Origin of the sequence: Metapseudomonas phytobenefica (assembly GCF_043392685.1) — a bacterium.
In the GTDB taxonomy this organism is placed as follows: Bacteria; Pseudomonadota; Gammaproteobacteria; order Pseudomonadales; family Pseudomonadaceae; genus Metapseudomonas.
The window spans coordinates 11,648-37,792 of the sequence record NZ_JBHZGM010000030.1; the positions used below are offsets into that span (position 1 = coordinate 11,648).

General features: G+C 66.3%; 28 protein-coding genes. 16 read left to right on the forward strand and 12 right to left on the reverse strand.

Annotated features, from left to right (window positions below; translation table 11 throughout):
- Nucleotides 1-4: 4 nt before the first annotated feature.
- Entirely contained in the window at nt 5-634 is a 630-nt protein-coding gene (ubiX, locus tag ACFW0B_RS20485) for a flavin prenyltransferase UbiX (protein ID WP_449150817.1), read from the forward strand.
- Nucleotides 627-917 (forward strand): YceK/YidQ family lipoprotein, encoded by a 291-nt coding sequence (locus ACFW0B_RS20490; protein WP_449150818.1) that lies wholly within the window; start codon nt 627-629, stop codon nt 915-917. The genes ubiX and ACFW0B_RS20490 overlap by 8 nt, the downstream gene beginning before the upstream one ends.
- Nucleotides 918-944: 27 nt before the next feature.
- On the opposite strand, the gene ACFW0B_RS20495 is transcribed toward ACFW0B_RS20490, so the two are convergent.
- The 4 genes from ACFW0B_RS20495 to ACFW0B_RS20510 form a co-directional block, all read right to left on the reverse strand.
- Nucleotides 945-1,412, reverse strand: coding sequence for a YbaK/EbsC family protein (locus ACFW0B_RS20495; protein ID WP_449150819.1), 468 nt, complete (start codon nt 1,410-1,412; stop codon nt 945-947).
- Nucleotides 1,413-1,477: 65 nt separating this feature from the next.
- Nucleotides 1,478-2,119: an oxidoreductase gene (locus ACFW0B_RS20500; RefSeq protein ID WP_449150820.1), complete on the reverse strand. Its 642-nt coding sequence runs from the start codon at nt 2,117-2,119 to the stop codon at nt 1,478-1,480.
- Nucleotides 2,120-2,147: 28 nt separating this feature from the next.
- Nucleotides 2,148-3,875: a C13 family peptidase gene (locus ACFW0B_RS20505; RefSeq protein WP_449150821.1), complete on the reverse strand. Its 1,728-nt coding sequence runs from the start codon at nt 3,873-3,875 to the stop codon at nt 2,148-2,150.
- 84 nt (nt 3,876-3,959) lie between these two features.
- Nucleotides 3,960-4,415 carry a MaoC family dehydratase gene (locus ACFW0B_RS20510; protein ID WP_449150822.1) on the reverse strand — a complete coding sequence of 152 codons (456 nt, stop codon included), beginning with the start codon at nt 4,413-4,415 and terminating at the stop codon, nt 3,960-3,962.
- Nucleotides 4,416-4,629: 214 nt separating this feature from the next.
- Here ACFW0B_RS20510 and ACFW0B_RS20515 point away from each other — a divergent pair, with 214 nt between their 5' ends.
- Genes ACFW0B_RS20515 through ACFW0B_RS20525 form a run of 3 tightly spaced genes read left to right on the forward strand, consistent with a single transcriptional unit; the run spans nt 4,630 to nt 6,305 of the window.
- A complete protein-coding gene (locus ACFW0B_RS20515) occupies nt 4,630-4,992 on the forward strand; it encodes a CidA/LrgA family protein (protein WP_449150823.1) in 363 nt (120 codons plus the stop codon).
- Nucleotides 4,989-5,705: an LrgB family protein gene (locus ACFW0B_RS20520; protein WP_449150824.1), complete on the forward strand. Its 717-nt coding sequence runs from the start codon at nt 4,989-4,991 to the stop codon at nt 5,703-5,705. Before ACFW0B_RS20515 ends, ACFW0B_RS20520 begins: the two co-directional genes overlap by 4 nt.
- A gap of 9 nt (nt 5,706-5,714) precedes the next feature.
- Nucleotides 5,715-6,305, forward strand: a complete 591-nt coding sequence (locus ACFW0B_RS20525; RefSeq protein WP_449150825.1) for an LON peptidase substrate-binding domain-containing protein — start codon at nt 5,715-5,717, stop codon at nt 6,303-6,305.
- Between the two features lie 55 nt (nt 6,306-6,360).
- On the opposite strand, the gene ACFW0B_RS20530 is transcribed toward ACFW0B_RS20525, so the two are convergent.
- Entirely contained in the window at nt 6,361-7,677 is a 1,317-nt protein-coding gene (locus ACFW0B_RS20530; protein ID WP_449150826.1) for a bifunctional DedA family/phosphatase PAP2 family protein, read from the reverse strand.
- A complete protein-coding gene (locus ACFW0B_RS20535) occupies nt 7,674-8,384 on the reverse strand; it encodes a DNA-3-methyladenine glycosylase (RefSeq protein WP_449150827.1) in 711 nt (236 codons plus the stop codon). Before ACFW0B_RS20535 ends, ACFW0B_RS20530 begins: the two co-directional genes overlap by 4 nt.
- A 278-nt stretch (nt 8,385-8,662) precedes the next feature.
- Here ACFW0B_RS20535 and ACFW0B_RS20540 point away from each other — a divergent pair, with 278 nt between their 5' ends.
- The 11 genes from ACFW0B_RS20540 (at nt 8,663) to lipB (ending at nt 18,714) form a co-directional block, all read left to right on the forward strand.
- Nucleotides 8,663-9,928 carry a glutamate-5-semialdehyde dehydrogenase gene (locus ACFW0B_RS20540; RefSeq protein ID WP_449150828.1) on the forward strand — a complete coding sequence of 422 codons (1,266 nt, stop codon included), beginning with the start codon at nt 8,663-8,665 and terminating at the stop codon, nt 9,926-9,928.
- A complete protein-coding gene (gene nadD / locus ACFW0B_RS20545) occupies nt 9,928-10,572 on the forward strand; it encodes a nicotinate-nucleotide adenylyltransferase (protein WP_449150829.1) in 645 nt (214 codons plus the stop codon). Before ACFW0B_RS20540 ends, nadD begins: the two co-directional genes overlap by 1 nt.
- 22 nt (nt 10,573-10,594) lie before the next feature.
- Nucleotides 10,595-10,948 carry a ribosome silencing factor gene (gene rsfS / locus ACFW0B_RS20550; RefSeq protein WP_449150830.1) on the forward strand — a complete coding sequence of 118 codons (354 nt, stop codon included), beginning with the start codon at nt 10,595-10,597 and terminating at the stop codon, nt 10,946-10,948.
- A gap of 11 nt (nt 10,949-10,959) precedes the next feature.
- A complete protein-coding gene (rlmH, locus tag ACFW0B_RS20555) occupies nt 10,960-11,427 on the forward strand; it encodes a 23S rRNA (pseudouridine(1915)-N(3))-methyltransferase RlmH (RefSeq protein WP_044872302.1) in 468 nt (155 codons plus the stop codon).
- Between the two features lie 9 nt (nt 11,428-11,436).
- Nucleotides 11,437-13,335: a penicillin-binding protein 2 gene (gene mrdA, locus ACFW0B_RS20560; RefSeq protein WP_449150831.1), complete on the forward strand. Its 1,899-nt coding sequence runs from the start codon at nt 11,437-11,439 to the stop codon at nt 13,333-13,335.
- Nucleotides 13,332-14,477 carry a rod shape-determining protein RodA gene (gene rodA / locus ACFW0B_RS20565; RefSeq protein WP_449150832.1) on the forward strand — a complete coding sequence of 382 codons (1,146 nt, stop codon included), beginning with the start codon at nt 13,332-13,334 and terminating at the stop codon, nt 14,475-14,477. The genes mrdA and rodA overlap by 4 nt, the downstream gene beginning before the upstream one ends.
- A 35-nt stretch (nt 14,478-14,512) precedes the next feature.
- The gene (gene mltB, locus ACFW0B_RS20570) at nt 14,513-15,502 is read left to right on the forward strand and encodes a lytic murein transglycosylase B (RefSeq protein WP_449150867.1); all 990 of its coding nucleotides are present in this window, start codon (nt 14,513-14,515) and stop codon (nt 15,500-15,502) included.
- A gap of 3 nt (nt 15,503-15,505) precedes the next feature.
- The gene (locus ACFW0B_RS20575; protein ID WP_449150833.1) at nt 15,506-16,510 is read left to right on the forward strand and encodes a septal ring lytic transglycosylase RlpA family protein; all 1,005 of its coding nucleotides are present in this window, start codon (nt 15,506-15,508) and stop codon (nt 16,508-16,510) included.
- Between the two features lie 58 nt (nt 16,511-16,568).
- On the forward strand, nt 16,569-17,732 hold the full coding sequence (locus ACFW0B_RS20580) for a D-alanyl-D-alanine carboxypeptidase family protein (RefSeq protein WP_449150834.1): 1,164 nt from the start codon (nt 16,569-16,571) through the stop codon (nt 17,730-17,732).
- A 74-nt stretch (nt 17,733-17,806) separates the two neighbouring features.
- On the forward strand, nt 17,807-18,088 hold the full coding sequence (locus ACFW0B_RS20585; protein ID WP_449150835.1) for a DUF493 domain-containing protein: 282 nt from the start codon (nt 17,807-17,809) through the stop codon (nt 18,086-18,088).
- Entirely contained in the window at nt 18,088-18,714 is a 627-nt protein-coding gene (gene lipB / locus ACFW0B_RS20590; protein ID WP_449150836.1) for a lipoyl(octanoyl) transferase LipB, read from the forward strand. The genes ACFW0B_RS20585 and lipB overlap by 1 nt, the downstream gene beginning before the upstream one ends.
- 124 nt (nt 18,715-18,838) lie before the next feature.
- Here the strand turns inward: lipB and lipA are convergent, their stop codons facing one another.
- The 6 genes from lipA to leuS all read right to left on the reverse strand — a co-directional run bounded on the left by lipA (nt 18,839) and on the right by leuS (nt 26,001).
- Nucleotides 18,839-19,891: a lipoyl synthase gene (gene lipA / locus ACFW0B_RS20595; protein WP_449150837.1), complete on the reverse strand. Its 1,053-nt coding sequence runs from the start codon at nt 19,889-19,891 to the stop codon at nt 18,839-18,841.
- A gap of 139 nt (nt 19,892-20,030) precedes the next feature.
- Complete coding sequence (locus ACFW0B_RS20600) at nt 20,031-21,347, reverse strand: lytic murein transglycosylase (protein WP_449150838.1); 1,317 nt, start codon at nt 21,345-21,347, stop codon at nt 20,031-20,033.
- 55 nt (nt 21,348-21,402) lie between these two features.
- Nucleotides 21,403-21,561: an alternative ribosome rescue factor ArfA gene (gene arfA, locus ACFW0B_RS20605; RefSeq protein ID WP_449150839.1), complete on the reverse strand. Its 159-nt coding sequence runs from the start codon at nt 21,559-21,561 to the stop codon at nt 21,403-21,405.
- 72 nt (nt 21,562-21,633) lie between these two features.
- On the reverse strand, nt 21,634-22,671 hold the full coding sequence (holA, locus tag ACFW0B_RS20610) for a DNA polymerase III subunit delta (protein WP_449150840.1): 1,038 nt from the start codon (nt 22,669-22,671) through the stop codon (nt 21,634-21,636).
- Nucleotides 22,672-22,710: 39 nt separating this feature from the next.
- Nucleotides 22,711-23,319, reverse strand: coding sequence for an LPS-assembly lipoprotein LptE (locus tag ACFW0B_RS20615; protein WP_449150841.1), 609 nt, complete (start codon nt 23,317-23,319; stop codon nt 22,711-22,713).
- Between the two features lie 60 nt (nt 23,320-23,379).
- Entirely contained in the window at nt 23,380-26,001 is a 2,622-nt protein-coding gene (leuS, locus tag ACFW0B_RS20620; protein WP_449150842.1) for a leucine--tRNA ligase, read from the reverse strand.
- Nucleotides 26,002-26,145: the final 144 nt, after the last annotated feature.

The window sequence follows — 26,145 nt, forward strand, 5'->3', positions numbered from 1 at the left end:
GGCGATGACCGGACCTTCCCGCATCACCCTGGCCATGACGGGCGCCTCCGGCGCCCAGTACGGCCTGCGCCTGCTGGACTGCCTGATCCAGGAAGACCGCGAGGTGCATTTCCTGATTTCCAAGGCGGCGCATCTGGTGGTGGCCACCGAGACTGACGTGACCCTGCCCACCAAGCCCCAGGCCATGCAGGCCTTCCTCAGCGAATACACCGGCGCCGCGCCGGGGCAGATCCGCTGCTACGGCAAGGAAGACTGGATGTCCCCGGTGGCCTCCGGCTCGGGCGCGCCGGCGGCCATGGTGGTGGTGCCCTGTTCCACCGGAACGCTTTCGGCAATCGCCACCGGCGCCTGCAACAACCTGATCGAACGCGCCGCCGACGTGACCCTGAAGGAGCGCCGCCAGTTGATCCTGGTGCCGCGCGAGGCGCCGTACTCCAGCATTCACCTGGAGAACATGCTCAAGCTGTCCAACCTGGGGGCGGTGATCGTGCCGGCCTCGCCGGGGTTCTATCACCAGCCGCAGACCATCGATGACCTGGTGGACTTCGTGGTCGCACGCATTCTCAACCTGCTGGATATCCCCCAGGACATGCTGCCGCGCTGGGGCGAGCACCATCAGGGCGTCGATGACTAAGCCGCTCGCCGCGCCCCTTCTTGCGCTGGCGCTGCTGCAGGGCTGCGCCAGCGTCGGCACCCTCAATGCCGCCAAGCCGGGGGCGCCGATCATCTATTCCGGCACCCGCCTGGACTGGTATGCGCTCAATGGCGGCTGCTGCCCGATGGACCGGTTCGGCGTCGAGCCGCCGGCCTATCCGGCCCTGGACCTGCCGGCCAGCGCCCTGACGGATACGCTGCTGCTGCCCTTCGCGGTGGCGGCGGAGCTGGGGGTGGTGCTGGGTGTCAGCGGTGGGTACTGACCTGTAGGGGCGGTTCCCGCTCGTGATTCAAGCCGGCTCCTGGCAGACATCCACCCAATTCGCTTCCACCAGCTCGGCCATGTAGTCCGGGGAGATGCGTACCGCGCTGTGCACGGCGCCGGCCGCCGGCACCACTTCGTCGAAGGCCTGCAGGGAACGGTCGCAGTAGACCGGCAGCGGGGTGGCCAGGCCGAACGGGCAGACGCCGCCTACCGGGTGGCTGGTCAGGGCTTCCACGGTTTCGGCATCCAGCATCCTGGCCTTGGTGCCGAAGGTTTCCTTGAACTTGCGGTTGTCGATGCGCGCATCGCCGCGGGCCACCACCAGCACGGCGTCTTCGCCAACGCGGAAGGCCAGGGTCTTGGCGATGCGGCCGGGCTCGACGCCGTGGGCCTCGGCGGCCAGGGCTACGGTGGCGGTGCTGGTATGCAGTTCGATGATGTCGATTTCCGGCGCCTTCCCGGCGAAGAAGGCGCGGACCGATTCAAGACTCATGGGCGATCCCTTCTGCTGAAAGGTCTGAATCCTTGTGCAGGCAGAGGGCCTGCGTCAATCCGGATTCAGCGGCCCAGCCGGCGCAGTTCGTCCGATTCGATGATACGGACCCCGTCGTCCTCCTCCAGCGCCAGGCGCCAGAGCGCGCGGGCCAGGGTGCAGACGTCGATGCCCCGGTACTTGCCCGGCAGCCAGCGCATGACGGCCGCCGCAAGTCGCTCGCCGAAGCGGAACTCGCTGCGCGGTCCCATCAGCAGAGAGGGGCGGGCGATGGTCAGCTGCGGCCAGTCCATGGCTTTGAGGGCCTCTTCCATTTCGCCCTTCACCTTGTTGTAGAAGATCGGCGATGTCTGGCTGGCGCCCACGGCGCTGATCACGATGAAATGCCGTGCGCCCAGTTCGCGGGCGCGCCGGGCGGCGGCCAGGACCAGATCCAGGTCGACCGCGCGGAAGGCTTCCTGGGAGCCGGCCTGGCGGATGGTGGTGCCCAGGCAGCAGAAGGCGACATCGATCCGGCCGTCCAGCTGCGGCAGCAGTTCGACCAGGGGCCCGACGGGATTCTGCAGGTGCGGGTGCTCGGCCAGAGGACGACGGGTCGGCGCCAGGACCCTCGCGACCGTGGGTTCGTTGAGCAGGCGGTCGAGCAGGTGCTCGCCGGTCAGTCCAGTGGCGCCGGCGAGCAGTACGTGCTGGGGCGTCAGATGCATAGTGTTTCTCCGCTGATACACCCTGAGCTTAGTGGTTGCGCGCGCTTTTGTCGGCGTTCGCGCTGCTCTGCGCGGTCAGGGCCTGTTCCGCCTGGCGTTCGCGCAACGCTCGCCAGTGGGCGGTGACGGCCTTCGGCGCCCAGATCTGCGGTTCCGACGCTTCGAAGTCGTCGGTCTTTTCGCGCTCGGCGACTTTTTCCCTGGCGATGCCGAAGGCGCGCTCCAGGTCATCGGTTTCGCTGAAGGCGTCGGCGAACAGGGCGCGGCCGAAGTAGGTGAAGTCGTTTTCTTCGGAGCAGCCGAAGGACACGCGATCGGAGCGGGCGGCGGTCATGATCAGGGTCTTCTCATCCTTCAGGGGTGGAATGAAACCGCCGGAGTAACAGGCGGAAATCACCAGCACCTTGTACCTGTCCTTGAGAGGAGCGAGCAGGCTCGCGAGTTCCTGCGCCGGCAGGTGGCCCAATTGCAGGCCGGGCTGCTCCAGGGCCAGTTCGTGGGTCGGCGAGCCGTGGCTGGTCAGGTAGATGAACACCAGGTCTTCCGGGCCGCTGCGCCGGGCGACCGCCTGGATGGCCCGGGCAAGACTTTCGCGGGTGGCCAGGGGGCGGTCGGCGATGTGCTCGCGGTGGTTGACCAGGGTGATCTGGCCATGGGCGCCGAAGCGTTCGGCCAGGAGCCTGGACACATAGTCGGCTTCCCGCAGGAACACGCTCTGGCGGCCGTCGCCGGCGAGGCTGATGGAGTAGAGCTCCACCTCCGGGGTGGAGGCCGGCATGGCTTCGATGGCCTGCTGGAGCAGATCGCCCTGGGCCAGCAGACCGACCTCCAGGGGATCGGGCAGGGCTTTTCCCTGTTCGTCGCGGATGCGTATGCCGTTCTGCCAGACGCCCGTTTCATGCGTGCCGTCCGCCCGTGTCAGCGTGCCGGTGCCGCTGTAGAGGCCATCGTCGAAGTGTCCCTGGTAGCGGCTGCCGTCGGCCAGGGACAGCTTGCCTTCACCCATGTAGCGCCAGTGCCTGAAGTGGCCCTGGTAATGACTGCCGTCGGCGCCGAAGAATTCGCCTTCGCCAACCAGGTTGCCTTCCTTGAACCGGCCGCTCCAGACATCGCCGTCGGCACTGGTGAAGCGGCCCTTGCCATCGAACAGGCTGTCCTTGAACTCGCCGATGTAATGGGAGCCGTCTTCGCCCTGGTAGGCACCCAGGCCCTGGAGCTGGCCGCGCTTGAAGCGGCCGCTGAAGCGGTTGCCGGCTTCGTCGGTGCGGACCCCTTCGCCGTCCGGCATGCCGGCACTGAAGAGGCCCTGGTAGTTGCTGCCATCGGGCCACTCGAGGCTGCCGAAGCCTTGGTACTTGTCGTTGCGGAACTGGCCGCGATAGGTGATGCCGTCCTGGCGCAGGGTGCCTTCGCCGTCGAACTGGTTGTGGGCGAAACCGCCTTCGTAGCTGGTGCCGTTGCCGTAGACGAGGCGGCCCTGGCCATGGAACAGGCCGGCCTTGAACTCACCGCTGTAGACCAGCCCGTTGGGGCCGTGCCATTCGCCCTGGCCGTCCGGCTGGCCATCCTTGAACCGGCCCTCGAACCAGGTGCCGTTGCTGTAGTCCAGGCGCCCCGGACCTTGCAGCAGGCCGTCGACCAGTTCGCCGCGATAACGGGAGCCGTCCGGCAGGCGGGCGTCCGGCGGGGTCAGGGGTTCTCCTTCGCCGCAGGCCGCGAGCAGCAGTGCGAGCGTGAGGGGCAGAAGCGGCTTCATCGGGTGTCCTTTACCTGGCATCTGCCCTTCAGTTTGGCGCAAAAAAGCCCGCTGCTGCGGGCTTTTTTGGCGGCGAGCCGGAACTCAGACGAAACAGAGGCTGAGGGATTCGGCGATGTAGGCGGGCTTCTGCTGGCCTTCGATTTCCAGGGTGCAGAGGGCCTTGATCAGCCACTGTCCGGGGTTCTTCTCGTTGACGTCGATGACCTTCACGGCCAGGCGCACGCGGGAATCCACCTTTACCGGCTGGATGAAACGCACGCTGTCGAGGCCGTAGTTGACCACCATCTTCGCCCCTTCGGGCAGGACCAGCAGGCCGTCGATCAGCTTCGGAATCAGCGACAGGCTGAGGAAGCCATGGGCGATGGTGGAACCGAAGGGGGTCTGCTTGGCGCGTTCCGGGTCGACGTGGATGTACTGGTGGTCTTCGGTGCAATCGGCGAACTGGTTGATGCGGTTCTGGTCGATGCTGATCCAGTCCGAGTGGCCCAATTCCTTGCCAACGTAGTTCTTCAGTTCCGCTACTGGTACATACGCCATACGTCATCCTCCGTGGATGCGGTGTTGTAATTCTTCTGGTCCGGGGCTGGGCCCCTCGCTTGCGTGCACGGCGTAGATCAACACGCCGGAAGGGACCGGTCAAGGCGACATGCCCCCTGCGAATGGCGGGCTATAGCGCGGCGGCGGGCAAGCCTATAATGCGCACCGTCCCGGCCGAGGCCCGCCTGGCCGGACCTGACCCGTGGAGAACCTCATGCTGTTGCGCGGACTGACCTGGCTGGTGCTGTTCCAGCTGATCGGTAGCGGGCTCAATGCCCTGTTCCTGTCCATGCTGCCCGGGCCCATCATCGGCCTGGTGCTGCTTTTCTTCTTTCTGTTGGCGCGTGGCGAAGTGGGCGAGCCGCTGAGCGTGGCCGCCAGCAGCCTGCTGCGTTACCTGCCGCTGCTGCTGGTGCCCCCGGCGGTAGGCGTGATGGTCTATGCCCAGGCCATCTGGGCGGACTTCTGGGCCATTGTCGGTGTCCTGGTGCTGTCCCTGCTGGCCACCTTCATCTTCTGTGGCTGGTTGATGCAGAAGCTCATCGAGCGCCAGGCGCGCCGTGGGGAGGATGCATGAGCCTCGATTGGCAAGCCGCCGTGCAGGCGGTGGTGCATCACCCCCTGTTCGGCTTCGGCATGACCCTGGCGGCCTACCAGCTGGCCCTGGCCGCCTATGAGAAGACCCGCTGGGTGTTCCTGCAGCCGGTGCTGCTGTCCATGTTGCTGCTGATCGGTGTATTGCTGGCGTTCGGCATCACCTACCAGGAGTACCGCCAGAGTACCCAGCTGCTGACGGTGTTCCTCGGCCCGGCCACGGTGGCGCTGGCGGTGCCGCTGTTCCTCAACCTGCGGCGGATTCGCCAGCTGTTCTGGCCCACCCTGCTGACGCTGGTGTTCGGCGGGCTCTTCGCTACGCTGTCGGTAGCGGCGCTGGGCTGGTGGTTCGGCACCGAGCGCATGGTGCTGATGACCCTGTTGCCGAAGTCGGTGACCTCGCCCATCGCCATGCTGGTGGCCGAACAGCTCGGCGGGGTAGCGGCCCTGGCGGCGGTGTTCGTGCTGCTCACCGGCGTGCTCGGCGCCATACTCGGACCGGAGCTGCTGCGCCGTTGCGGGGTGCGCCATCCGGCCGCCCAGGGCATGGCCCTGGGGCTCACCGCCCACGCAGTGGGTACTGCGCGGGCGTTGCAGGAAGGCGAGGAGTGCGGTGCCTTCGCTGCCCTGGCGATGAGCCTGATGGGCGTCGCCACCGCGGTGCTGCTGCCGCTGGCCGTTGCCATGATTGCTTGAGGTCGATGCATGAAGCTGCCGCTGTTTCCGCTCAACACCGTGCTGTTTCCCGGCTGCACCCTGGATCTGCAGATCTTCGAGGCGCGCTACCTGGACATGATCGGGCGCTGCATGAAACGAGGCGAAGGCTTCGGTGTGGTGTGCATCCTCGAAGGCCAGGAAGTGGGCGAAGCCGCCAGCCGTTTCGCCGCCATCGGTTGCGAGGCACTGGTCCGCGACTGGCAGCAGCGCCCCAATGGTTTGCTGGGCATTCGCGTGGAGGGCGGCCGGCGCTTCCATGTGAGCCGGGCGGAAGTGCTGCACGACCAGCTGACCCTGGCCGAGGTGGAATGGCTGGATGACGAGCCCGAGCGACCGTTGCGTCCGGAACACGCCGATCTCGCCGCCTTGCTCAATGCCCTGGCCGAGCATCCGATGGTCCAGGGGCTGGGCATGGGGGGCGTGGTGCATGGGCAGCAGGCGCTGGCCAACCAGCTGGCCTATCTGCTGCCCTTCCATATCAAGGAAAAGATTCATCTGCTGACCCTGGGCGATCCGGACGAACGCCTGGATTTCCTCCAGGGGTTGCTGGATCAGCTGCAGGGCGAGTCGATCGCCTGATCCAGGCAGGAGCCAGCCTGCTGGCGCAGTACGTTCGCCAGCAGGCAGGCCTCGCTCAATAGCTGTAGCGTGCCAGGGCTTCGGGCAGCGCCCAGACAGCGGCGGTGCCCAGCATGGCCAGGCAGGCCGGCAGGACCAGCAGCCAGATGCGCGGTGCTATCGCAGTGAGCGGTGCGGCGCGCTGCATCAGCGCCAGGCCCGCCGAAGCGATGCCCCCTGCCAGCAGGGCGCCGGCGAGGATGTCGGTGGGCCAGTGCACGCCGAGGTAGACCCGCGACAGGGCGATGGCCAGGGCCGGCAGGCAGGCCAGCAGCAGCCAGGTCAGACGCAGGCGTCCCGGCTGGCCGCGACCGGCCAGTATCCCCAGCACCAGGAAGAAGGCGAAGGCCGCCGAGCTGTGCCCGCTGGGGAAGCTGAAACTGGTCAGGGGCTCGGTGAGCACGTCCGGCCGCGCCCGCGCGAAGAAATACTTGAGCCCGGTATTGGCCAGTGCTGTCGTCACCAGGGTGCCGATGGCGAAGCAGGCGGCCCGCCACTGGCGCAGCAACAACAGCAGGCCCCCAAGCAGGGCGCCGGCGAGGAGCTGGGTGGTCAGGTCGCCGAGGCGCGTGACCAGCACCATCAGCTGGTCGAGACCGGTATGGCGCTGTTCCTGGACCAGCGCCATCAGGCCCTGGTCCAGGTCCTGCAGGTGCGGCCAGCCGATCAGCAGGGCACCCAGCGCCGCCAGGCACATGCCGGCCGCCAGGGGGTTGGCCCAACGCCTTTCATGCAGCGTGTTGTAGGCGATCAGGCCCAGCATGGCCAGCGCCGCGACTATCACCACCCCGGCTTCGCTCCAGAAGCCTTCTGGCAGCGGCAGGCGCAGGGCAGCGCCGGTGGCCCAGCCAGGGATCAGGTAGGCCACGGCCCAGCCGGCGGCGGCCAGCATGCTCACGGCGACGAAGCGCGGGAAGGGCATGTCAAGCATGCCGGCGACCATCGGCAACATGGGCCGCAGCGGGCCGATGTAGCGCCCCAGCAGCAGGCTGGCGATGCCGTAGCGCTGGAAGTAGTTCTCGGCGCTGCTGATCCATTCCGGATGGTCCCGCAGCAGCGGCAGGTTACGGATGTTCTGGTGGAAGCGGCGGCCCACACCATAGGAAATCACGTCGCCCAGCAGCCCGCCGGTGTAGGCCAGCAGCAGGGTTTCCCAGAGCTCCAGCGCGCCGTTGCCGGCCATCACGCCGACGGCGAAGAGCAGGGCGACGCCCGGTACCACGATGCCGGCGATGGCCAGGCATTCGATGCAGGCGATCAGGAAGATGGCCAGGCCCAGCCATTCCGGATTGGCGCCGAGCCAGGCGGTGACCTGGTCGAACCATTGACTCATGGGCGAAGGTCCTCGATCAGGGTGAAGTCGCGTCCTTCGACCTGCCCGCGGCGCAGCGGATTGCGCGTGCAGTGGCGGGCGTAGGCGGCATCGACGAAGCGGTAGGGCAGGTGTTCGTCGCGACCGTGGGGAATGCCCAGGCGCGCGGTCTGGATGATGGTGGCGGGGCGCTCGCCGACGTCTTCGACGAACAGGCGCTGCCAGTCGAAGCGCTGGCCGTCCCAGTCGGGCACCTTGAGGCCGAGGGCGCGGCACAGCAGGGTCTGGCCGGCGCAGAGGCGTTCGACCGGGCGCGGCCCGCCGCGGGCGTCGGGGTTGTTGCGCTGCATGGCGGCAAGTGCGCCGGCGGGGGATATGTCGTCCACCCAGGGATGGCCGGACTTGATCAGTACCGCGTTGCCGGCGCCGTGGGCGCTGAAGTTGAGCGAGTCGCCGCCGCGGGCGTAGTACATGTAGATGTGCCCGCCATCGAGAAACAGCGCGCGGCGCTTGTGGGTGTAACCGAGGGACGCATGGCTGCCCTTGTCCATCAGGTAGTAGGCCTCGGTCTCGATGATGCGCGCGGACAGCCAGAGGTCATCGACCCGGTGGCGGATGACCTTGCCCAGCAACTCGCGGGCCACCTGCTGGGCGTCGCGGTCGAAGAAGGCATCGGTCAGCGGGCGGGCGCCAGGCCAGGGCAAACTGAGGATGGGGTCGCGGGACATGGGGCTGTCGTTGGGTTACCGGTCGGAATTGGCTCGCGATTATACGGAAGCATGCTGAGCCGGAGCTGAAAGCCGGCGTCGGAATCGTCACGCGAAATTAACAAAGGCCCGGTGCCATGTCCCGGGCCCCCAGCGAGCCGAAGCCCCGGCGTCACCCCTTCGGGCGCTTGGCCCGGGGCTTGCTGGAATCGGCTGTCTACCATCCGCCCGACGTCGCTGGGCGCGGACGAGCGCGGTCGCTATAATCAGCCGCTTTCCCTTCGCCAGAACACGAGACCATGACCGAGTCCGTTCTCGATTACATGACCCGCCTGGGTCGCGCTGCTCGCGCCGCCTCGCGCGTGGCCGCCCGTGCCAGTACCGCGCAGAAGAACCGCGCCCTGCTGGCTGCCGCCGATGCACTGGACGCAGCTCGTGCCGAGCTGACCGTCGCCAACGAGCAGGACCTGGCCAATGGCCGGGCCAATGGCCTGGAGCCGGCCATGCTCGACCGCCTGGCGCTGACCCCGGCACGTATCGACGACATGATCGAGGGCCTGCGTCAGGTCGCCACCCTGCCGGACCCCATCGGCGAAATCCGCGACATGCGCTACCTGCCGTCCGGTATCCAGGTGGGCAAGATGCGTGTGCCGCTGGGCGTGATCGGCATCATCTATGAGTCGCGGCCGAACGTGACCATCGATGCCGCCAGCCTCTGCCTGAAGTCCGGCAACGCCACCATCCTGCGTGGTGGTTCCGAGGCCATCCATTCCAACCAGGCCATCGCCGCCTGCATCCAGAAGGGCCTGGCCGAGGCCGGCCTGCCCAGCGAGCTGGTGCAAGTGGTGGAAACCACCGACCGCGCCGCCGTGGGGGCGCTGATCAGCATGCCGGAGTATGTGGACGTGATCGTCCCGCGCGGCGGCAAGGGCCTGATCGAGCGCATCAGCCGCGAGGCCAAGGTGCCGGTGATCAAGCACCTGGACGGCATCTGCCACGTCTACATCGACGTTGCCGCCGACCTGGACAAGGCCATCCGCGTGGCCGACAACGCCAAGACCCAGCGTTACGCGCCGTGCAACACCATGGAAACCCTGCTGGTGCACGAGGGCATCGCCGCGCGCGTACTGCCGCCGCTGGCTGCCATCTACCGCGACAAGGGCGTGGAGCTGCGTGGCGACGCCGCCACCCGTGCCCTGCTGGGCGCTGATGTGCTGGAAGCGAGCGAAGAAGACTGGCGCACCGAGTACAACGCGCCGATCCTCTCGATCCGCATCGTCGACGGCCTGGAGCAGGCCATCGAGCACATCAACACCTACGGCTCGCAGCACACCGACGCGATCATCACCGAGAACTTCAGTGATGCGCGGCGTTTCCTCACCGAAGTAGACTCCGCCTCGGTGATGGTCAACGCCTCGACCCGCTTCGCCGACGGCTTCGAATATGGCCTGGGTGCGGAGATCGGCATTTCCACCGACAAGCTGCACGCCCGTGGCCCGGTCGGCCTGGAAGGCCTGACCAGCGAGAAGTACGTGGTTTTCGGCGACGGTCACGTACGTACCTGATGGGCAAGCGCATCGGCCTCTTCGGCGGCACCTTCGATCCCGTGCATATCGGCCACTTGCGGGGTGCCCTCGAGGTGGCCGAGCAGTTCGGCTTCGATGAGCTGCGCCTGATCCCCAGCGCCCGCCCGCCGCACCGCGGAGCTCCGCAGGTTTCGGCGGCCCAGCGTCTGGAAATGGTGCAGCTGGCGGTGGCCGGGGTCGCCCCGCTGGTGGTGGATGATCGCGAGCTCAAGCGTGAGCGGCCGTCCTGGACCATCGAAACCCTGGAATCCCTGCGGGCCGAGCTGGACGCCGATGACCAGTTGTTCCTGCTGGTCGGCTGGGACGCTTTCTGCGGCCTGCCGAGCTGGCACCGCTGGAGCGAGCTGCTGGACCATTGCCATATCCTGGTGTTGCAGCGTCCGGATGCCGACAGCGAGGCGCCGGAAAACCTGCGCGACCTGCTGGCAGCGCGCAGCGCGGCCGATCCGCAATCCCTGCAGGGACCGTCCGGGCAGATTGCTTTCGTCTGGCAGACGCCCCTGGCGATTTCCGCCACCCAGATCCGCCAATTGCTGGGGGAGGGCCGCTCGGTGCGCTTTCTCGTACCCGACGCCGTATTGGCCTATATCCATGCGCACGATCTGTACCGTGCGCCGAACTGATTCACTGAGGTAGTTGAACCCGATGCAAAACGAAGAACTCGTCAAGGTCGCCATCGCGGCCCTGGAAGACCTGAAAGGTCAGGAAATCACCACCATCGACGTACGTGGCAAGACCAGCATCACCGATTTCATGGTGATCGCCAGCGGCACCTCCGGCCGTCACGTCAAGTCCCTGGCCGAGAACGTCCTGGAAAAGACCAAGGAAAAAGGCGTGCGCGCCCTGGGTAGTGAAGGTCTGGACGGCGGCGAGTGGGCCCTGCTGGACCTGGGCGATGTGGTGGTGCATGTGATGCAGGTGGCCACCCGCCAGTTCTATGACCTGGAGCGCCTGTGGCAGGGCGCCGAGCAGAGCCGCGCCCACCACAGCCACGAGTAGGCGGGGCTCCCTTGCGTCTACGTCTGATCGCCGTTGGCACGCGGATGCCGCGCTGGGTGGAAGAGGGCTGGCATGAATACGTCAAGCGCCTGCCTTCCGAGCTCAGCCTGGAACTGGTGGAGATTCCCCTGACCACGCGCGGCAAGAATGCCGACGTGGCGCGCATGATCCGCCAGGAAGGCGAGGCCATGCTGGCCAAGGTCCAGCCGGGGGAACGCATCGTCACCCTGGAAGTCCAAGGGCGGCCCTGGAGCACCGAGCAGCTGGCGGCCGAACTGGACCGCTGGCGCCTGGATTCGCGCACCGTCAACCTCATGGTCGGCGGCCCGGAAGGGCTGGCGCCGGAAGTCTGCGCCCGTAGCGAGCAGCGCTGGTCGCTGTCGCCCCTGACGTTGCCGCACCCGCTGGTCCGCATCCTCATCGGTGAGCAGATTTACCGCGCCTGGACGGTGTTGTCCGGCCACCCCTACCACAAGTAAGCGCCGTCCATGCCGCAGCCGATTCGCCTCAAAGATCACGAGAAGGACGCCCGTCTGGTACGCCAGCGCGTGATCGTGGGCGCGGTGGCGGTGTTGCTGCTGACCTGCGTGCTGATCGCCCGTCTCTATTACCTGCAGGTGATCCAGTACGAGTACCACTCGACCCTGTCCGAGAACAATCGCGTCCACGTGCAGCCGATTCCGCCCACCCGTGGGCTGATCTTCGACCGCAACGGCGTGATCATCGCCGACAACCGGCCCAGTTTCAGCCTGAGCGTGACTCGCGAGCGTGCCGGCGATTGGCAGCAGGTGCTGGACGTGATTGTCGAGGTGCTGCAGCTGACCCCGGATGACCGGGCGCTGTTCGAGAAGCGCATGAAGCAGGGACGGCGCCCATTCGAGCCGGTGCCCATCCTCTTCGAGCTGACCGAGGAGCAGATCGCCCGCATCGCGGTGAACCAGTTCCGCCTGCCCGGCGTCGAGGTGGTGGCGCAGCTGGTGCGGCATTATCCGCAGGGCGCGCATTTCGCCCATTCGGTGGGCTATGTCGGCCGGATCAACGAGAAGGAGCTCAAGCAGCTCGACCCGGTGAACTACAGCGGCACCCACCACATCGGCAAGACCGGCATCGAGCGTTTCTACGAAGACCAGTTGCACGGTGAGGTGGGGTACGAGGAGGTCGAAACCAACGCCCGCGGCCGCGTGTTGCGTGTGCTCAAGCGCACCGACCCGAAACCCGGCAAGGACCTGGTGCTGACCCTCGACGTGCGCCTGCAGGAGGCCGCTGAGCAGGCTCTGGCCGGCCGTCGTGGCGCCATCGTGGCCATCGAACCGTCCAGCGGTGACGTGCTGGCGATGGTCAGCCAGCCAAGCTTCGACCCCAACCCCTTCGTCACCGGCATCAGCTTCAAGGCCTATGCCGAGCTGCGCGATTCCATCGACCGGCCGCTGTACAACCGCGTGTTGCGCGGCCTGTATCCGCCGGGTTCGACCATCAAGCCGATGGTGGCCGTGTCGGGCCTGGATGCGGGCGTGGTGACCACGGCCTCGCGGGTGTTCGACCCCGGCTTCTATCAGCTGCCCAATTACGATCACAAGTACCGCAACTGGAACCGGTCCGGTGACGGCTGGGTGAACATGGAAACCGCGATCATGCGGTCAAATGACACCTATTTCTACGATCTTGCCCACAAGATGGGCATCGATCGCCTGCATGACTACATGAGCCGCTTCGGCTTCGGTCAGCGCGTGGCCCTGGACATGTTCGAGGAATCCGCCGGCCTGATGCCGTCCCGCGACTGGAAGCGCGCGCGCTACCGCCAGGCCTGGTATCCGGGCGAAACGCTGATCCTCGGCATCGGCCAGGGCTACATGCAGGCCACCCCGTTGCAGCTCGCCCAGTCGGTTGCGCTCATGGCCAACCGCGGCAAGTGGATCCGCCCGCACCTGGCCAAGACCATCGAAGGCCAGCCGCCGCAGGACCCGAACCCGATGCCGGACATCGTCCTGCGTGACCCGAAATACTGGGATGCCGGCCGTAACGGCATGGAGCAGGTGGTTCACGGTGCCCGCGGCACGGCGCACAAGGTGGGCGCCAAGTCCGTCTACCGCATCGCCGGCAAGTCCGGTACCGCCCAGGTGGTCGCCATCAAGCAGGGCGAGAAGTACGACCGCAACAAGCTGCAGGAGCGCCATCGCGACCACGCCCTGTTCGTCGCCTTCGCCCCGGCGGAGGACCCGAAGATCGCTGTGGCGGTGATGGTGGAGAACGGCGAATCCGGCTCCGGCGTTGCCGCGCCGGTGGTCAAGCAGGTCATGGACGCCTGGCTGCTCGGTGAGGACGGCCAGCTGAAACCCGAGTTCCGACCGCCGCAGCCGCTGGCGGAACAGCAGAGCGCCAATCGATGAACAGCAACTTCGACCGCACCATCTCCCAGGAGGACGTGCTTAAGCGCCGCGCCACGCTGCTGCAGCGCCTGCACATCGACGGCTGGCTGCTGCTGATCATCCTGATGCTGGCCGCCGGCAGCCTGTTCGTCCTCTATTCGGCGAGCGGCAAGCACTGGGACCTGCTGATGAAGCAGGCCAGTTCCTTTGGCCTGGGCATCGGCGCGATGATCGTCATCGCCCAGTTCGAGCCGCGCTTCATGGCGCGCTGGGTACCGCTGGCCTACGTGGTCGGGGTTGCCTTGCTGCTGGCCGTGGAGATCATGGGCCACACGGCCATGGGCGCCACCCGCTGGATCAACATTCCCGGGGTGATCCGCTTCCAGCCCTCGGAATTCATGAAGATCATCATGCCGGCGACCATCGCCTGGTACCTGTCGCGGCACAATCTGCCGCCCAAGCTCAAGCACATTGTCGTCAGCCTGGTGCTGATCCTGGTGCCCTTCGTGCTGATCCTGAAGCAGCCCGACCTCGGCACCGGGTTGCTGATCCTGGCCTCCGGCGCCTTCGTGCTGTTCATGGCCGGCCTGCAGTGGCGCTGGATCCTCAGTGCGGTGGCGGCCGTCGTGCCGGTGGCGGTGGCCATGTGGTACTTCGTCCTGCATGACTACCAGAAGCAGCGGGTGCTGACCTTCCTCGATCCGGAGAGTGACCCGCTGGGCACCGGCTGGAACATCATCCAGTCCAAGGCGGCCATCGGCTCGGGCGGTGTGTTCGGCAAGGGCTGGCTGCTGGGTACCCAGTCGCACCTGGATTTTTTGCCCGAAAGTCACACGGACTTTATCATTGCGGTTCTCGGCGAAGAGTTCGGCCTGGTGGGGGCTTGCCTGCTGCTGTTGGTCTACCTGCTCCTGATCGGCCGTGGCCTGGTGATCACCGCCCAGGCCCAGACCCTGTTCGGCAAGCTGCTGGCGGGCAGCCTGACCATGACCTTCTTCGTGTACGTGTTCGTCAATATCGGCATGGTCAGCGGGCTCTTGCCGGTCGTGGGGGTGCCCCTGCCCTTCATTAGCTACGGCGGAACCCATCTGGTGACGCTGCTGTCAGGGTTTGGGGTATTGATGGCGATCCAGACTCATCGCAAGTGGATCGCCCAGGTTTGAAGCGAGTGAAAGATTTGAAAGCACTGCGCACTTGGATGCGGTTGGGGGTCTCCGGGGCTGCCCTGGTCGGACTGCTGGGGGCAGCCGTGCCGGCGTTGTCGGGGGATTACGAGGGATCGCCGCAGGTGGCCGAGTTCGTCTCCGAGATGACCCGCGACTATGGTTTCGCCGGCGAGCAGCTGGTGGACCTGTTCCGCGAGGTGGAGCGCAAACAGTCCATTCTCGATGCCATCTCCCGCCCCGCCGAGCGGGTCAGGTCCTGGAAGGAATACCGGCCGATCTTCATCACGCCGGCGCGCATCCAGAAAGGCGTGAACTTCTGGAACCAGCATGCCGACGCGCTGGCCCGTGCCGAGAAGGAGTACGGCGTACCGGCCCAGGTGATCGTCGCGATCATCGGTGTCGAGACCTTCTACGGCGGCAATACCGGCAACTTCCGCGTGATCGATGCCCTGTCCACCCTGGGCTTCGACTACCCGCCACGTGCCGACTTCTTCCGCCAGCAGCTCAAGGAATTCCTCCTGCTGGCCCGCGAAGAGCAGGTCGATCCGCTGATGCTCAAGGGCTCCTATGCCGGCGCCATGGGCCTGCCGCAGTTCATGCCGAGCAGTTTCCGCGCCTATGCGGTGGATTTCGACGGCGACGGCCACATCGACATCTGGAACAACCCGGTGGATGCCATCGGCAGCGTCGCCAGTTACTTCAAGCGCCACGGCTGGGTGCACGGCGCCCCGGTGGTCAGCCGCGCCCAGGTTCGCGGTGAACGAGTCGACGAAGGGTTGACCCAGGGACTGGACCCGGTGAAGAACGTCGGCGATCTTAGGACGCTGGGCTGGGCAAGCGATGACGCGCTGCGCGATGATGTGCCGGTCACGGCCTTCAGGCTGGAGGGTGATGAGGGGGCGGAGTACTGGATGGGACTGCCGAACTTCTACGTCATTACCCGCTACAATCGCAGCGCGATGTACGCCATGGCCGTGCATCAGCTTTCCGAACTGCTGGTCAACGCAAGGGGCGGGCGTTAACCGATGCCACAACCGATAAGAGTCGCTGTCTACGGCGCCGTAGCACTGTTGCTGGCCAGCTGCTCGAGCAGCCGCGCGCCGGAGCCGATCCAGCCTGGCGGGCCGATTTCCGGCCCCGGCAATTATTCGCGTCCGCACAAGGACGGTGCACCCTGGTGGGACGTGGACGTGTCGCGCATCCCCGATGCCGTACCCATGCCGCACTACGGTTCGGTAAAGGCCAATCCGTACACCGTGCTGGGCAAGACCTACTACCCGATGAGCGATGCACGCCGCTACCAGGCAGTGGGCACCGCGTCCTGGTACGGCACCAAGTTCCACGGTCAGGCCACCGCCAACGGCGAGGCCTATGATCTCTACGGCATGACCGCCGCGCACAAGACCCTGCCGCTGCCGAGCTACGTCCGGGTGACTAACCTGGACAACGGCCGCAGCGTGATCCTGCGGGTCAACGACCGTGGCCCGTTCTATTCCGACCGCATCATCGACCTCTCCTTCGCCGCGGCGAAGAAGCTCGGTTATGCCGAGTCCGGCACCGCCCGGGTCAAGGTCGAGGGCATCGATCCCCATGAGTGGTGGGCGGCCCAGGGCCGTCCGGTGCCCATGGTCCTGGCGCAGCCGAAGATGGCCGCCCAGCCGCAAGCCAAGCCGCAGCCGGTCGCCCAGGTGGCCAGCGCGCCGATCGAGCAGTACACCCCGCCGCCGCAGCAACATGCCGCCGCCGTGCTGCCCGTGCAGATCGACGCAAAAAAAAACGATTCACTCGCAGCCTCTGGCCTGTATCTCCAGGTGGGCGCCTTCGCCAATCCGGACGCTGCGGAACTCCTCAAGGCCAAGCTGAGCGAGACGGTGACTGCCCCGGTCTTCATCAGCTCGGTCGTGCGCAACCAGCAGATTCTGCACCGGGTACGCCTGGGGCCGATCGGAACTCAGGGTGAAGCCCAGCAGGTGCAGGACTCGGTGCGCCTGGCCAATCTCGGCCAACCCACCCTCGTGAAGCCGGACTGACGGCTTCGTTTTTGCCCGCAAGGGCCTGTCAGACCATTAGTTGTATATAGAGAGACGGATGAACATCTTCAGCTTCGCCAAACGCCTACTACTGCCCGCAGCCCTGCTCATCATCGCGCCGGTTTCCATGGCGGCCCAGCAGATCATCCCGTCGCCGCCGCAACTGGCAGCCAAGTCCTATGTGCTGATGGATGCCCAGAGCGGCCAGGTGCTGGTGGAAAACAACGGTGACCAGCGCCTGCCTCCGGCGAGCCTGACCAAGCTGATGACCGCCTACATCGCCACCCTGGAAATCCGCAAGGGCCAGATCGGCGAGACCGATCCGGTGACCATCAGCGAGAACGCCTGGCGTACCGGCGGTTCGCGCATGTTCGTCCAGGTCAACACCCAGGTGTCCATGAGCGACCTGCTGCACGGCATCATCATCCAGTCAGGCAACGACGCCAGCGTGGCCGTGGCCGAGCACATCGCCGGCAGCGAAGACGCCTTCGCCGACATGATGAACGCCACTGCCGAGAAGCTCGGCATGACCGGCAGCCACTTCATGAACGCCACCGGCCTGCCCAATCCGGAGCACTACTCCACCGCCCATGACATGGCGACCCTAGCCCGCGCGATCATCTACGAAGACCCGGCCCACTACGCCATCTACTCCCAGAAGGAATTCTTCTGGAACAACATCAAGCAGCCCAACCGCAACCTGCTGCTGTGGCGCGACAAGACCGTCGACGGCCTGAAGACCGGTCACACCGAGGAGGCCGGCTATTGCCTGGTGGCCTCCGCCATGCGTGACAACATGCGCCTGATCGCCGTGGTGTTCGGCACCAACAGCGAGCAGGCCCGCGCCGCCGAAACCCAGAAGCTGCTGACCTACGGCTTCCGCTTCTTCGAAACCCAGACCTTCTACCAGAAGGGCGCCGAGCTGGCCAAAGCCCAGGTGTGGAAGGGCGCGGCCCGTGAGATCAAGGCCGGCCTCGCCCAGGACCTGACCATGACCCTGCCGAAAGGCCAGCTCAAGAAGCTGCAGGCCAACATGACCTTGAATCCGCAGCTGATCGCCCCCATCAAGCAAGGCGATGTGATCGGCAAGGTGGAAGTCAAGCTGGAAGACCAGGTAGTCCACAGCGCCGACCTGATCGCCCTGGAGACCGTCGAGGAAGGTGGCATCTTCCGCCGCCTGTGGGATAGCATCCGACTGTTCTTCTACGGCCTGTTCAACTGACCTTCTGAGCCGCCGCCTCGTGCCTTGCCTGGGCACGGGGCGTCCGCCTCGCGGACTACGAGTCCGCCGCTGCCATGACCGATACTCCTGACGTACAAGCCCCGAAAATCGAATTCCCCTGCGAGCGCTACCCGATCAAGGTGATCGGTGATTCCTTCGATGGTTTCTCCGACCTGGTGATCGAAATCATCCAGCGCCATGCTCCCGATCTCGACGCCACCACCCTGGTGGTGCGCGACAGCCGCAACGGCCGCTTCCTGTCGGTGCAGGTGCTGATTACCGCTACCGGCGTCGAGCAATTGCAGGCCATCCATGTGGACCTGCGCGCCACCGGCCGCGTGCACATGGTGCTCTAGTGGCATCTGCCGAACTCATCGTGCGCAATCTGGGTCTGGTGGACTATCTGCCGACCCTGGAAGCGATGCGCCGCCTGACTGTCGAGCGCGACGAACGGACGCCCGACGAAATCTGGTTGCTGCAGCATCCCCGGGTGTTCACCCAGGGACAGGCCGGCAAGGCCGAGCATCTGCTGGCACCGGGGGACATCCCGGTGATCCAGGTAGAGCGCGGCGGCCAGGTCACCTACCACGGCCCCGGCCAGCTGGTGGCCTATCTCATGCTGGATCTGCGTCGCCTCGGACTGGGCGTGCGCGAGCTGGTCACGGCCATGGAGCAAAGCCTGGTCGATGTGCTGGCCAGCTATGGCGTCGAAGCCGCGCCCAAGGCGGATGCGCCCGGCGTCTATGTCAAAGGTGACAAGATCGCCTCGCTGGGGCTGCGGGTTAGCCGGGGCTGCTCCTTCCACGGCCTGGCGTTCAATGTGGACATGGACATGTCGCCCTTCATGCGGATCAACCCCTGCGGCTATGCCGGGCTGAAGATGGTGCAGCTCAAGGACCTGATCGAGACGCCACCGCACCTTGATGAGGTGGCCCGGCGCCTGGAGCAGGCCCTGCGCCGGCGGCTGGGCTACACGCAGTAAGGGCATTCCCGAAAAGGCAACGGCCCCCTCTTCCATCGGGAGAGGGGGCCGTTTCGTTTGAGCGCGTCCTGTTGCCCGCAGCAATCACCTCAGCCCTCTCCATCCGGAGCGGGCTGGGCCGTACTCAACCCAGGTTGAGTGTCGGGATGATGCTCGAATCGACGCTCTGGCCCGGTACCGGAGCCGGTGCCGCCAGGCCCAGGTTGTTCTTCTCGAACACCCGGTCGGCCCTGTAGCTGGAGCGCACCAGCGGGCCGGCGGCGACTTCCATGAAGCCCTTCTCGAGGCCGATATCGCGGAAGCGGTTGAACTCCTCCGGGCTGACCCAGCGCTTCACCGGCAGGTGGTTGCGGGTGGGTTGCAGGTACTGGCCGAGGGTGAGGATGTCGACGCCAATGGCGCGCAGGTCGTCCATGGTCTCGATGATTTCTTCGTCGGTCTCGCCCAGGCCCAGCATCAGGCTGGTCTTGGTCAGCACGTCCGGGCGGTGGCGCTTGGCGTGCTCCAGCACGCGCAAGGTCTTCTCGTAGCCGGCGCGCGGGTCGCGCACGACATGGGTCAGGCGCTTGACCGTCTCGACGTTCTGCGCGAATACCTCGAGGCCGGAGTCCACGACTCGCTCGATGGCTGCGTGGTCGCCGTTGAAGTCCGGAGTCAGGGCTTCGACGACCACCTGCGGAGTGCGCTCCTTGATGGCGCGTACGCACGCGGCGTAGTGGCTGGCGCCGCCATCGTCCAGGTCGTCGCGGTCGACCGAGGTCAGCACGATATAACGCAGGGCCATGAGCTCGACCGACTTGGCGGTGTTCTGCGGCTCTTCCAGATCCAGCCAGCCATTGGGGTTGCCGGTGTCCACGGCGCAGAAGCGGCAGGCGCGGGTGCACACCGAGCCCATCAGCATGATGGTGGCGGTGCCGTTGGACCAGCACTCACCCATGTTCGGGCAGTGGGATTCCTGGCACACGGTGCTCAGGCGATGCTCGCCGACGTTACGCTTGACCGCGTCGAAGCGGCTGCCGCCCGGCGCCTTTACCCGCAGCCACTTGGGCTTGGGCTCGAACACCTGGGGTTCGGCGGAATTGCGGCGCTTCTGGCCATCCTTGATCGCGGTGATGCCCTGGGCAGTACGAAACTTTTCGCCGCTGGCGACGGGTTTGGACGAGGCTGTATCGGACATCGGAAATCAGGCTCCGCTAGAGGCTCCGTGGGCTGCCGCAGGGGCAAAAGGGGGTGGCGCAGTGTATCACAAAGGTGCCTGTGCAGGCGGGCGGCCGTCCGGCGGCGGGAGCCGGGATGGCCGCCATGCTGACGGGGGTTCAGCGCCCCTCGCGCAACTGCCTGAGCAGCTCCAGGTTGGGGTAGCCGTCTGCGGGCCAGCCCAGGCGCTGCTGATAACTCCGGATCGCCTTGCGGGTATTGGCACCGATGATGCCGTCGGCCGCCCCCGGGTTGTAGCCGGCCGCAGCCAGCGACTCCTGCAGTTCGACCCGCTCGGTACGGCTCAGCGGGCGCTCGTCGCGGGGCCAGCTGCCGGTGAGCTGGCCGCCACCGTTGAAACGCTCGCCCAGCAGGCTGACCGCCAAGGCGTAGGACGAGGAGTTGTTGTACTTGAGGATGGCGCGGAAATTATTCAGCACCAGGAACGCCGGGCCGCGATGGCCGGCGGGCAGCAGCAGGGACGCGGATTCGCTGGCCAGGTCCGCGGCCCGGGGACCGGCTTGCACGCCCATCGCCTGCCACTGGGCCACGGAATTGCGGATGTCCCCGTCGGCATGGGCATAGTCGAAGCCATCGGGCAACTGGACCTGGATCGCCGCAGGTTGGCCCTTGCGCCAGCCGGAGGCCTGCAGGTAGTGGGCGGCCGAAGCCAGCGCGTCGGCCTGGGAGTTCCAGATGTCGCGGCGGCCATCGCCATCGAAGTCCACGGCGTAGCTGTTGTAGGTGGTGGGGATGAACTGGGTCTGGCCCATGGCGCCGGCCCAGGAACCGAGCATGCTGCCCGGCTGGATGTCGCCATGCTGGAGGATCTGCAGGGCGGCCAGCAGTTGTGCGTGGGCGAATTCGGGGCGGCGGCCTTCGTAGGCAAGGGTGGCCAGGGAGCGGATCACCGACTTGTCGCCCATGAACTGGCCGAAGCTGCTCTCCATGCCCCAGATGGCCACCAGGGGCTCACGGTCCACACCGAAGCGTTGCTCGATGGCGTCCAGGGTCGTCGCGTTTTCCGCCATCAGGGCCTGGCCCTTGCGTACCCGGTAGGGCGAGATGGCGCCTTCCAGGTATTCCCACACCGGCCGGGTGAATTCGGGCTGGCTGCGATCGGCGCGGATCACGCTGGCGTCGGGGGTTACGCCGGCGAAGGCGCGATCGAAGGTGGCGGCATCGATACCCCTGGACAGGGCTTGGCGGCGGAAACCGTCACGCCAGGCGCTGAAACTGATGGCCGGCATCACCACCGGGGCCGGACTGTCCTGTGCGGGCGCCGGGGCGGGTGTGGTCGCCGGTTGGCTGGCCTGGGGCTGGGGGGCGGTAGCGGGTTTGCGGGGCGGAGCCTCGGCGCAGGAGCTGAGCAGGGTAAGGGCGGAGACCACGGCCAGGCAGCGGAACATCGGGCCGGGGGCGGGGGCATCGAACATACGCGAGTCTCGAAGCAGACGAATCGAGCCGCGACCTTAACACGTTCCAGTCTTTTCAGGCCGCCATAAACGACGAAGCCTCCCAATCGTGGGAGGCTTCGCGGCGGTAACTTCCTTTGCCTTTCCGGGGCTTTTCCTGGCGGCAGCGGAAGAGTGGCTGGGCTACCAGGGATTTGGCGCGGTCGGGCGCGCCCTGCTTGCGTTTCTTGGCCATGGCCGATCCTCGATTGGCGCCCGCACCAGCGCGGGCGGACGCATCATCGGCTTCTGCTCAGAAATTGTCCAGTCATTCGGCGGGCAATGGCAGGCGCTGGCCGGCCAGCAGCAGGGCGAGGCGTGCAAGGCCATTCCAGGGATCGCCCGGCGCCTGGCCCTTGATCTGCGCGTCGATGCGCTGGGCATCCTGCAGCAACTGGTTCCAGCGCGACGCCGGGTGGCGTTGCAGGGCGCGGCTGACCAGCGGACGGCGCTTGTCCCAGACCGGCGGGCGGGCGGCGGCAAAGGCTTTCTCCAGGGGCATGCCCTGGCTGTATTGCTGGGCCAGGCCGGCCAGCAGGCGCAGTTCCCGTGCCAGCGCCCAGAGGATCACCGGCGGTTCCACCCCTTCGCCGCGTAGGCCTTCCAGGGTACGCAGGGTGTGGGCGGGTTCACCGTTGAGGGCCGCGTCGATCAGGCCGAAGACGTCGAAGCGCGCGCTGTCGGCCACCGCGGCCTGTACTGTCGCGGCATCCACCTGGCCACCTTCGGCCAGCAGCTTGAGTTTTTCGATCTCCTGCGCGGCGGCCAGCAGGTTGCCTTCGACCCGTGCGGCAATCAGGTCCACCGCTTCCTGGTTGGCGGCCAGGCCAGCCTGGGACAGGCGCTGGCGGATCCACTGCGGCAGGTTGTGCGGCTCGATGGGCCAGATCTGGATGAACTGGGCATCCGCCCCATCGATCAGCGCCTTGGCCCACTTGGTTTTCTGGGTGCTGCCGTCGAGCTTGGGCAGGCTCATCAGCAGCACGGTGTCTTCCGGCGGCCGGGACAGGTATTCCAGCAGTGCGGCGGCACCCTTGTCCCCCGGCTTGCCCGAAGGCAGGCGCACTTCCAGCAGACGCTTCTCGGCGAACAGCGACAGGCTGGCACCGGCTTCCAGCAGCAGGCCCCAGTCGAAGTTGGATTCGGCGTTGAACACCTGGCGCTCGCTGAAGTCCCGCGCGCGGGCGCTGGCACGGATGGCGTCGCAGGCTTCCTGGCAGAGCAGGGGCTCGTCGCCACTGACGACGTAGACCGGTGCCAGGGGGCCCTGCAGGTGTTTACCCAGTTGTGCGGGGTTGAGTTTCATAGGCGCAAATGACTGGGGCCGCTGTGCGGCCCCGAGTGCTTACTGGATGGGCAGTTGCAGCGGCGATTGCTGCGGTTGCTGGGCCTTCTCGGCCTGGCGCGCAGCTTCCAGCGCTTCGGCTTCGGCCTTGGCCTTGGCTTCGGCGGTCTGTTGCAGCTGGTCGAGCTCGGCCGGGCTGATCAGCTGCAGGCGCATGAGCATCTGCTGGACCATTTCCTGGCGCATTTCCTGGCGCAGCTGGGCCGCTTCCTGGTCAGAGCCGATCAGGTTGTTGCCGTCAAACGTGTAGTACTTCTGCACGGTCAGCTTGTCGTCCATCAGCAACAGGTTGTTGTTGCCGCGGATTTCGTACTGCAGGGTCTGGGTCAGTTCGTACTCGGCGCTGCGCGCGCCAGTGGTGTAGCTGGCCGTACGCTGGGATTCGTCCTCGCGGGCCAGCACCAGGGTGTAGGGCGCGCCGGCATGGACGTTCACACCGCTGTCCACCAGGGCCTCGCGCACGGACTTGACGGTCTGGCCGTACAGGTTGCGGCCCGTCACATCCATTTCGGTCAGGGCGAACTTGGCTTCGCCAGTGCCGCGCAGGTGAAAGCCGCACGCGCTCAGCAGCACGGTGAGGCCCAGGACCAGCAGATTCCGTTTCATCATTTCTTGCTTTCCCCTTGCGAACAGTCCGGCGCCGCTCCCGGAGGAGGGCGCCGGATTCGATCAGTTGGCGACGATATTGACCAGCTTGCCAGGCACCACGATGACCTTGCGGATGGTCAGGCCGTCGGTGAAGCGCAGCACGTTCTCGTTGGCGCGTGCGGTGGCTTCCACGGCTTCGCGGCTGGCGTCGGCCGGCACTTCGATATGGCCACGCAGCTTGCCGTTGACCTGAACCACCAGTTGCAGGCTGTCCTGCACCAGGGCGGCTTCGTCCACGGCCGGCCAGGCGGCGTCGATGATGGCGCCGGAATGACCCAGTTCGTTCCACAGCACATGGCTGATGTGCGGGGTGATGGGGGCCAGCAGCAGGGCCACGGTTTCCAGGCCTTCCTGCAGCAGGGCGCGGTCCTCAGCGGTGACCTGCGGAGCCTTTTCCAGGACGTTCATCAGGGTCATCACGGCGGCGATGGCGGTGTTGAACTTGTGGTGCTGGCCGATATCCTGGCTGGCCTGCTTGATGGCCAGGTGGATGGCGCGGTGCACGGCCTTCTGCTCGTCGTTCAGCGCGCTGCGGTCCAGTGCTGCCGGCAGGCCGGCGGCGACGTGGGCCTGGGCGAGGCGCCAGACGCGGCGGAGGAAGCGGCTGGCACCTTCGACGCCGGAGTCGGACCACTCCAGGCTCATGTCCGGCGGGGAGGCGAACATCATGAACAGGCGGCAGGTGTCGGCACCGTACTGGTCGATCATCGCCTGCGGGTCGACGCCGTTGTTCTTGGACTTCGACATCTTCTCGGTGCCGCCGATTTCCACCGGCAGGCCGTCGGTCTTCAGGCGCGCGCCGATGACCTTGGCCTTGGCGTCACGCTCGACTTCGACGTCGGCCGGGTTGAACCAGTCCTTGCCGCCGTTGGCTGCAACGCGGTAGTAGGTCTCGGCGACCACCATGCCCTGGGTGAGCAGGTTCTTGAACGGCTCGTCGGAGCTGACCAGGCCTTCGTCACGCATCAGTTTGTGGAAGAAGCGCGCATAGAGCAGGTGCAGGATCGCGTGCTCGATACCGCCGATGTACTGGTCCACCGGCAGCCAGTGGTTGGCCGCGGCCGGGTCGACCATGCCTTTGTCGTAGTTCGGCGAGGCGTAGCGGGCGAAGTACCAGGAGCTCTCCACGAAGGTGTCCATGGTGTCGGTTTCGCGCTTGGCCGCGGTTCCGCATTTCGGGCAGGTGCAGGAGTAGAACTCGGGCATCTTCGCCAGCGGGCTGCCGGCGCCATCCGGCACCACGTCTTCCGGCAGTACCACCGGCAGCTGGTCTTCCGGCACCGGTACGTCGCCGCAGCTCGGGCAGTGGATGATCGGGATCGGGCAGCCCCAGTAGCGCTGGCGGCTGATGCCCCAGTCGCGTAGGCGGAACTGGGTGCGGGCCTGGCCGAGGCCTTTCTTCTGCAGGGCCACTTCGATGGCGTCGAAGGCGCCCTGGTAGTCCAGGCCGTCGAATTCGCCGGAGTTGATCAGTTGACCATGCTCGGCGTAGGCGTCCTGCCACGGGGCCGGGGTTTCGTCGCCTGCGGAGGTGCGGATCACAGCCTTGATCGGCAGGTCGTACTTGTGGGCGAAGGCGAAGTCGCGCTCGTCGTGGGCCGGCACGGCCATCACGGCGCCTTCGCCGTAGTTCATCAGCACGTAGTTGGCGACCCAGACGGGCAGCTTGTCGCCGGTCAGCGGGTGCTCGACGAACAGCGGAGTGGGCAGGCCCTTCTTCTCCTGGGTGGCGATGTCGGCCTCGGCGACGCCGCCGCGCTTGCATTCGTCGATGAAGGCCTGCAGTTCGGCTGCCTTGTCGGCCGGCAGCTTCTGCACGGCGAGGGCGGCCAGCGGGTGCTCGGCGGCGACGGCGACGTAGGTGGCGCCCAGCAGGGTGTCCGGACGGGTGGTGAAGACCTTCAGCGCACCTTCCTGGCCGATGCTGGCCTGGTCAAAGGGGAAGCTGACTTCCATGCCGCGGGATTTGCCGATCCAGTTGCGCTGCATGGTCTTGACCTGTTCGGGCCAGCCGTCCAGGTCGTCGAGGCTGCTCAAGAGTTCATCCGCGTAGGCGGTGATCTTGAAGTAGTACATCGGGATCTCGCGCTTCTCCACCAGCGCGCCGGAGCGCCAGCCGCGACCGTCGATGACCTGCTCGTTGGCGAGGACGGTCTGGTCCGCCGGGTCCCAGTTGACGGTGCCGTTCTTGCGGTAGATCACGCCCTTCTCGAACAGCCTGGTGAACAGCCACTGCTCCCAGCGGTAGTAGTCGGGCTTGCAGGTGGTGACTTCACGGGACCAGTCGATGGCCAGGCCCAGGCTTTTCAGCTGGGTCTTCATGTAGTCGATGTTCTCGTACGTCCACTTGGCCGGCGCGACGTTGTTCTTCATCGCGGCGTTTTCCGCCGGCATGCCGAAGGCGTCCCAGCCCATGGGCTGCAGCACGTTCTTGCCGAGCATGCGCTGGTAGCGGGCGATCACGTCACCGATGGTGTAGTTGCGCACGTGCCCCATGTGCAGCTTGCCGCTCGGGTAGGGGAACATCGACAGGCAATAGAAGGTGTCCTTGCCGGGTTGCTCACTCACTTCAAAGGATTTGTGCGCGTCCCAGTGGGCTTGCGCGGCGGCTTCTATTTCGCGGGGCTGATACTGTTCGTGCATGGCTACTGGCGCTGGAGGATGGAGTTCCCTGGGCGGGCGACGCTGGCCTTGGCCGCGCTGCCGGCCCCCGGAGGAAACGGAAATTCAAGCGCCGTAGCATACATGACCCCCAATGGCCTAGGGAAACCCTGATTGCGCGGGCGG

Bases quoted from the DNA above. Each gene is read 5' to 3' on its own strand.
- ubiX (WP_449150817.1), top strand. From the start codon at position 5: ATGACCGGACCTTCCCGCATCACCCTGGCCATGACGGGCGCCTCCGGC.
- ACFW0B_RS20490 (WP_449150818.1), top strand. From the start codon at position 627: ATGACTAAGCCGCTCGCCGCGCCCCTTCTTGCGCTGGCGCTGCTGCAG.
- ACFW0B_RS20495 (WP_449150819.1), bottom strand. From the start codon at position 1,412: ATGAGTCTTGAATCGGTCCGCGCCTTCTTCGCCGGGAAGGCGCCGGAA.
- ACFW0B_RS20500 (WP_449150820.1), bottom strand. From the start codon at position 2,119: ATGCATCTGACGCCCCAGCACGTACTGCTCGCCGGCGCCACTGGACTG.
- ACFW0B_RS20505 (WP_449150821.1), bottom strand. From the start codon at position 3,875: ATGAAGCCGCTTCTGCCCCTCACGCTCGCACTGCTGCTCGCGGCCTGC.
- ACFW0B_RS20510 (WP_449150822.1), bottom strand. From the start codon at position 4,415: ATGGCGTATGTACCAGTAGCGGAACTGAAGAACTACGTTGGCAAGGAA.
- ACFW0B_RS20515 (WP_449150823.1), top strand. From the start codon at position 4,630: ATGCTGTTGCGCGGACTGACCTGGCTGGTGCTGTTCCAGCTGATCGGT.
- ACFW0B_RS20520 (WP_449150824.1), top strand. From the start codon at position 4,989: ATGAGCCTCGATTGGCAAGCCGCCGTGCAGGCGGTGGTGCATCACCCC.
- ACFW0B_RS20525 (WP_449150825.1), top strand. From the start codon at position 5,715: ATGAAGCTGCCGCTGTTTCCGCTCAACACCGTGCTGTTTCCCGGCTGC.
- ACFW0B_RS20530 (WP_449150826.1), bottom strand. From the start codon at position 7,677: ATGAGTCAATGGTTCGACCAGGTCACCGCCTGGCTCGGCGCCAATCCG.
- ACFW0B_RS20535 (WP_449150827.1), bottom strand. From the start codon at position 8,384: ATGTCCCGCGACCCCATCCTCAGTTTGCCCTGGCCTGGCGCCCGCCCG.
- ACFW0B_RS20540 (WP_449150828.1), top strand. From the start codon at position 8,663: ATGACCGAGTCCGTTCTCGATTACATGACCCGCCTGGGTCGCGCTGCT.
- nadD (WP_449150829.1), top strand. From the start codon at position 9,928: ATGGGCAAGCGCATCGGCCTCTTCGGCGGCACCTTCGATCCCGTGCAT.
- rsfS (WP_449150830.1), top strand. From the start codon at position 10,595: ATGCAAAACGAAGAACTCGTCAAGGTCGCCATCGCGGCCCTGGAAGAC.
- mrdA (WP_449150831.1), top strand. From the start codon at position 11,437: ATGCCGCAGCCGATTCGCCTCAAAGATCACGAGAAGGACGCCCGTCTG.
- rodA (WP_449150832.1), top strand. From the start codon at position 13,332: ATGAACAGCAACTTCGACCGCACCATCTCCCAGGAGGACGTGCTTAAG.
- mltB (WP_449150867.1), top strand. From the start codon at position 14,513: ATGCGGTTGGGGGTCTCCGGGGCTGCCCTGGTCGGACTGCTGGGGGCA.
- ACFW0B_RS20575 (WP_449150833.1), top strand. From the start codon at position 15,506: ATGCCACAACCGATAAGAGTCGCTGTCTACGGCGCCGTAGCACTGTTG.
- ACFW0B_RS20580 (WP_449150834.1), top strand. From the start codon at position 16,569: ATGAACATCTTCAGCTTCGCCAAACGCCTACTACTGCCCGCAGCCCTG.
- ACFW0B_RS20585 (WP_449150835.1), top strand. From the start codon at position 17,807: ATGACCGATACTCCTGACGTACAAGCCCCGAAAATCGAATTCCCCTGC.
- lipA (WP_449150837.1), bottom strand. From the start codon at position 19,891: ATGTCCGATACAGCCTCGTCCAAACCCGTCGCCAGCGGCGAAAAGTTT.
- ACFW0B_RS20600 (WP_449150838.1), bottom strand. From the start codon at position 21,347: ATGTTCGATGCCCCCGCCCCCGGCCCGATGTTCCGCTGCCTGGCCGTG.
- arfA (WP_449150839.1), bottom strand. From the start codon at position 21,561: ATGGCCAAGAAACGCAAGCAGGGCGCGCCCGACCGCGCCAAATCCCTG.
- holA (WP_449150840.1), bottom strand. From the start codon at position 22,671: ATGAAACTCAACCCCGCACAACTGGGTAAACACCTGCAGGGCCCCCTG.
- ACFW0B_RS20615 (WP_449150841.1), bottom strand. From the start codon at position 23,319: ATGATGAAACGGAATCTGCTGGTCCTGGGCCTCACCGTGCTGCTGAGC.
- leuS (WP_449150842.1), bottom strand. From the start codon at position 26,001: ATGCACGAACAGTATCAGCCCCGCGAAATAGAAGCCGCCGCGCAAGCC.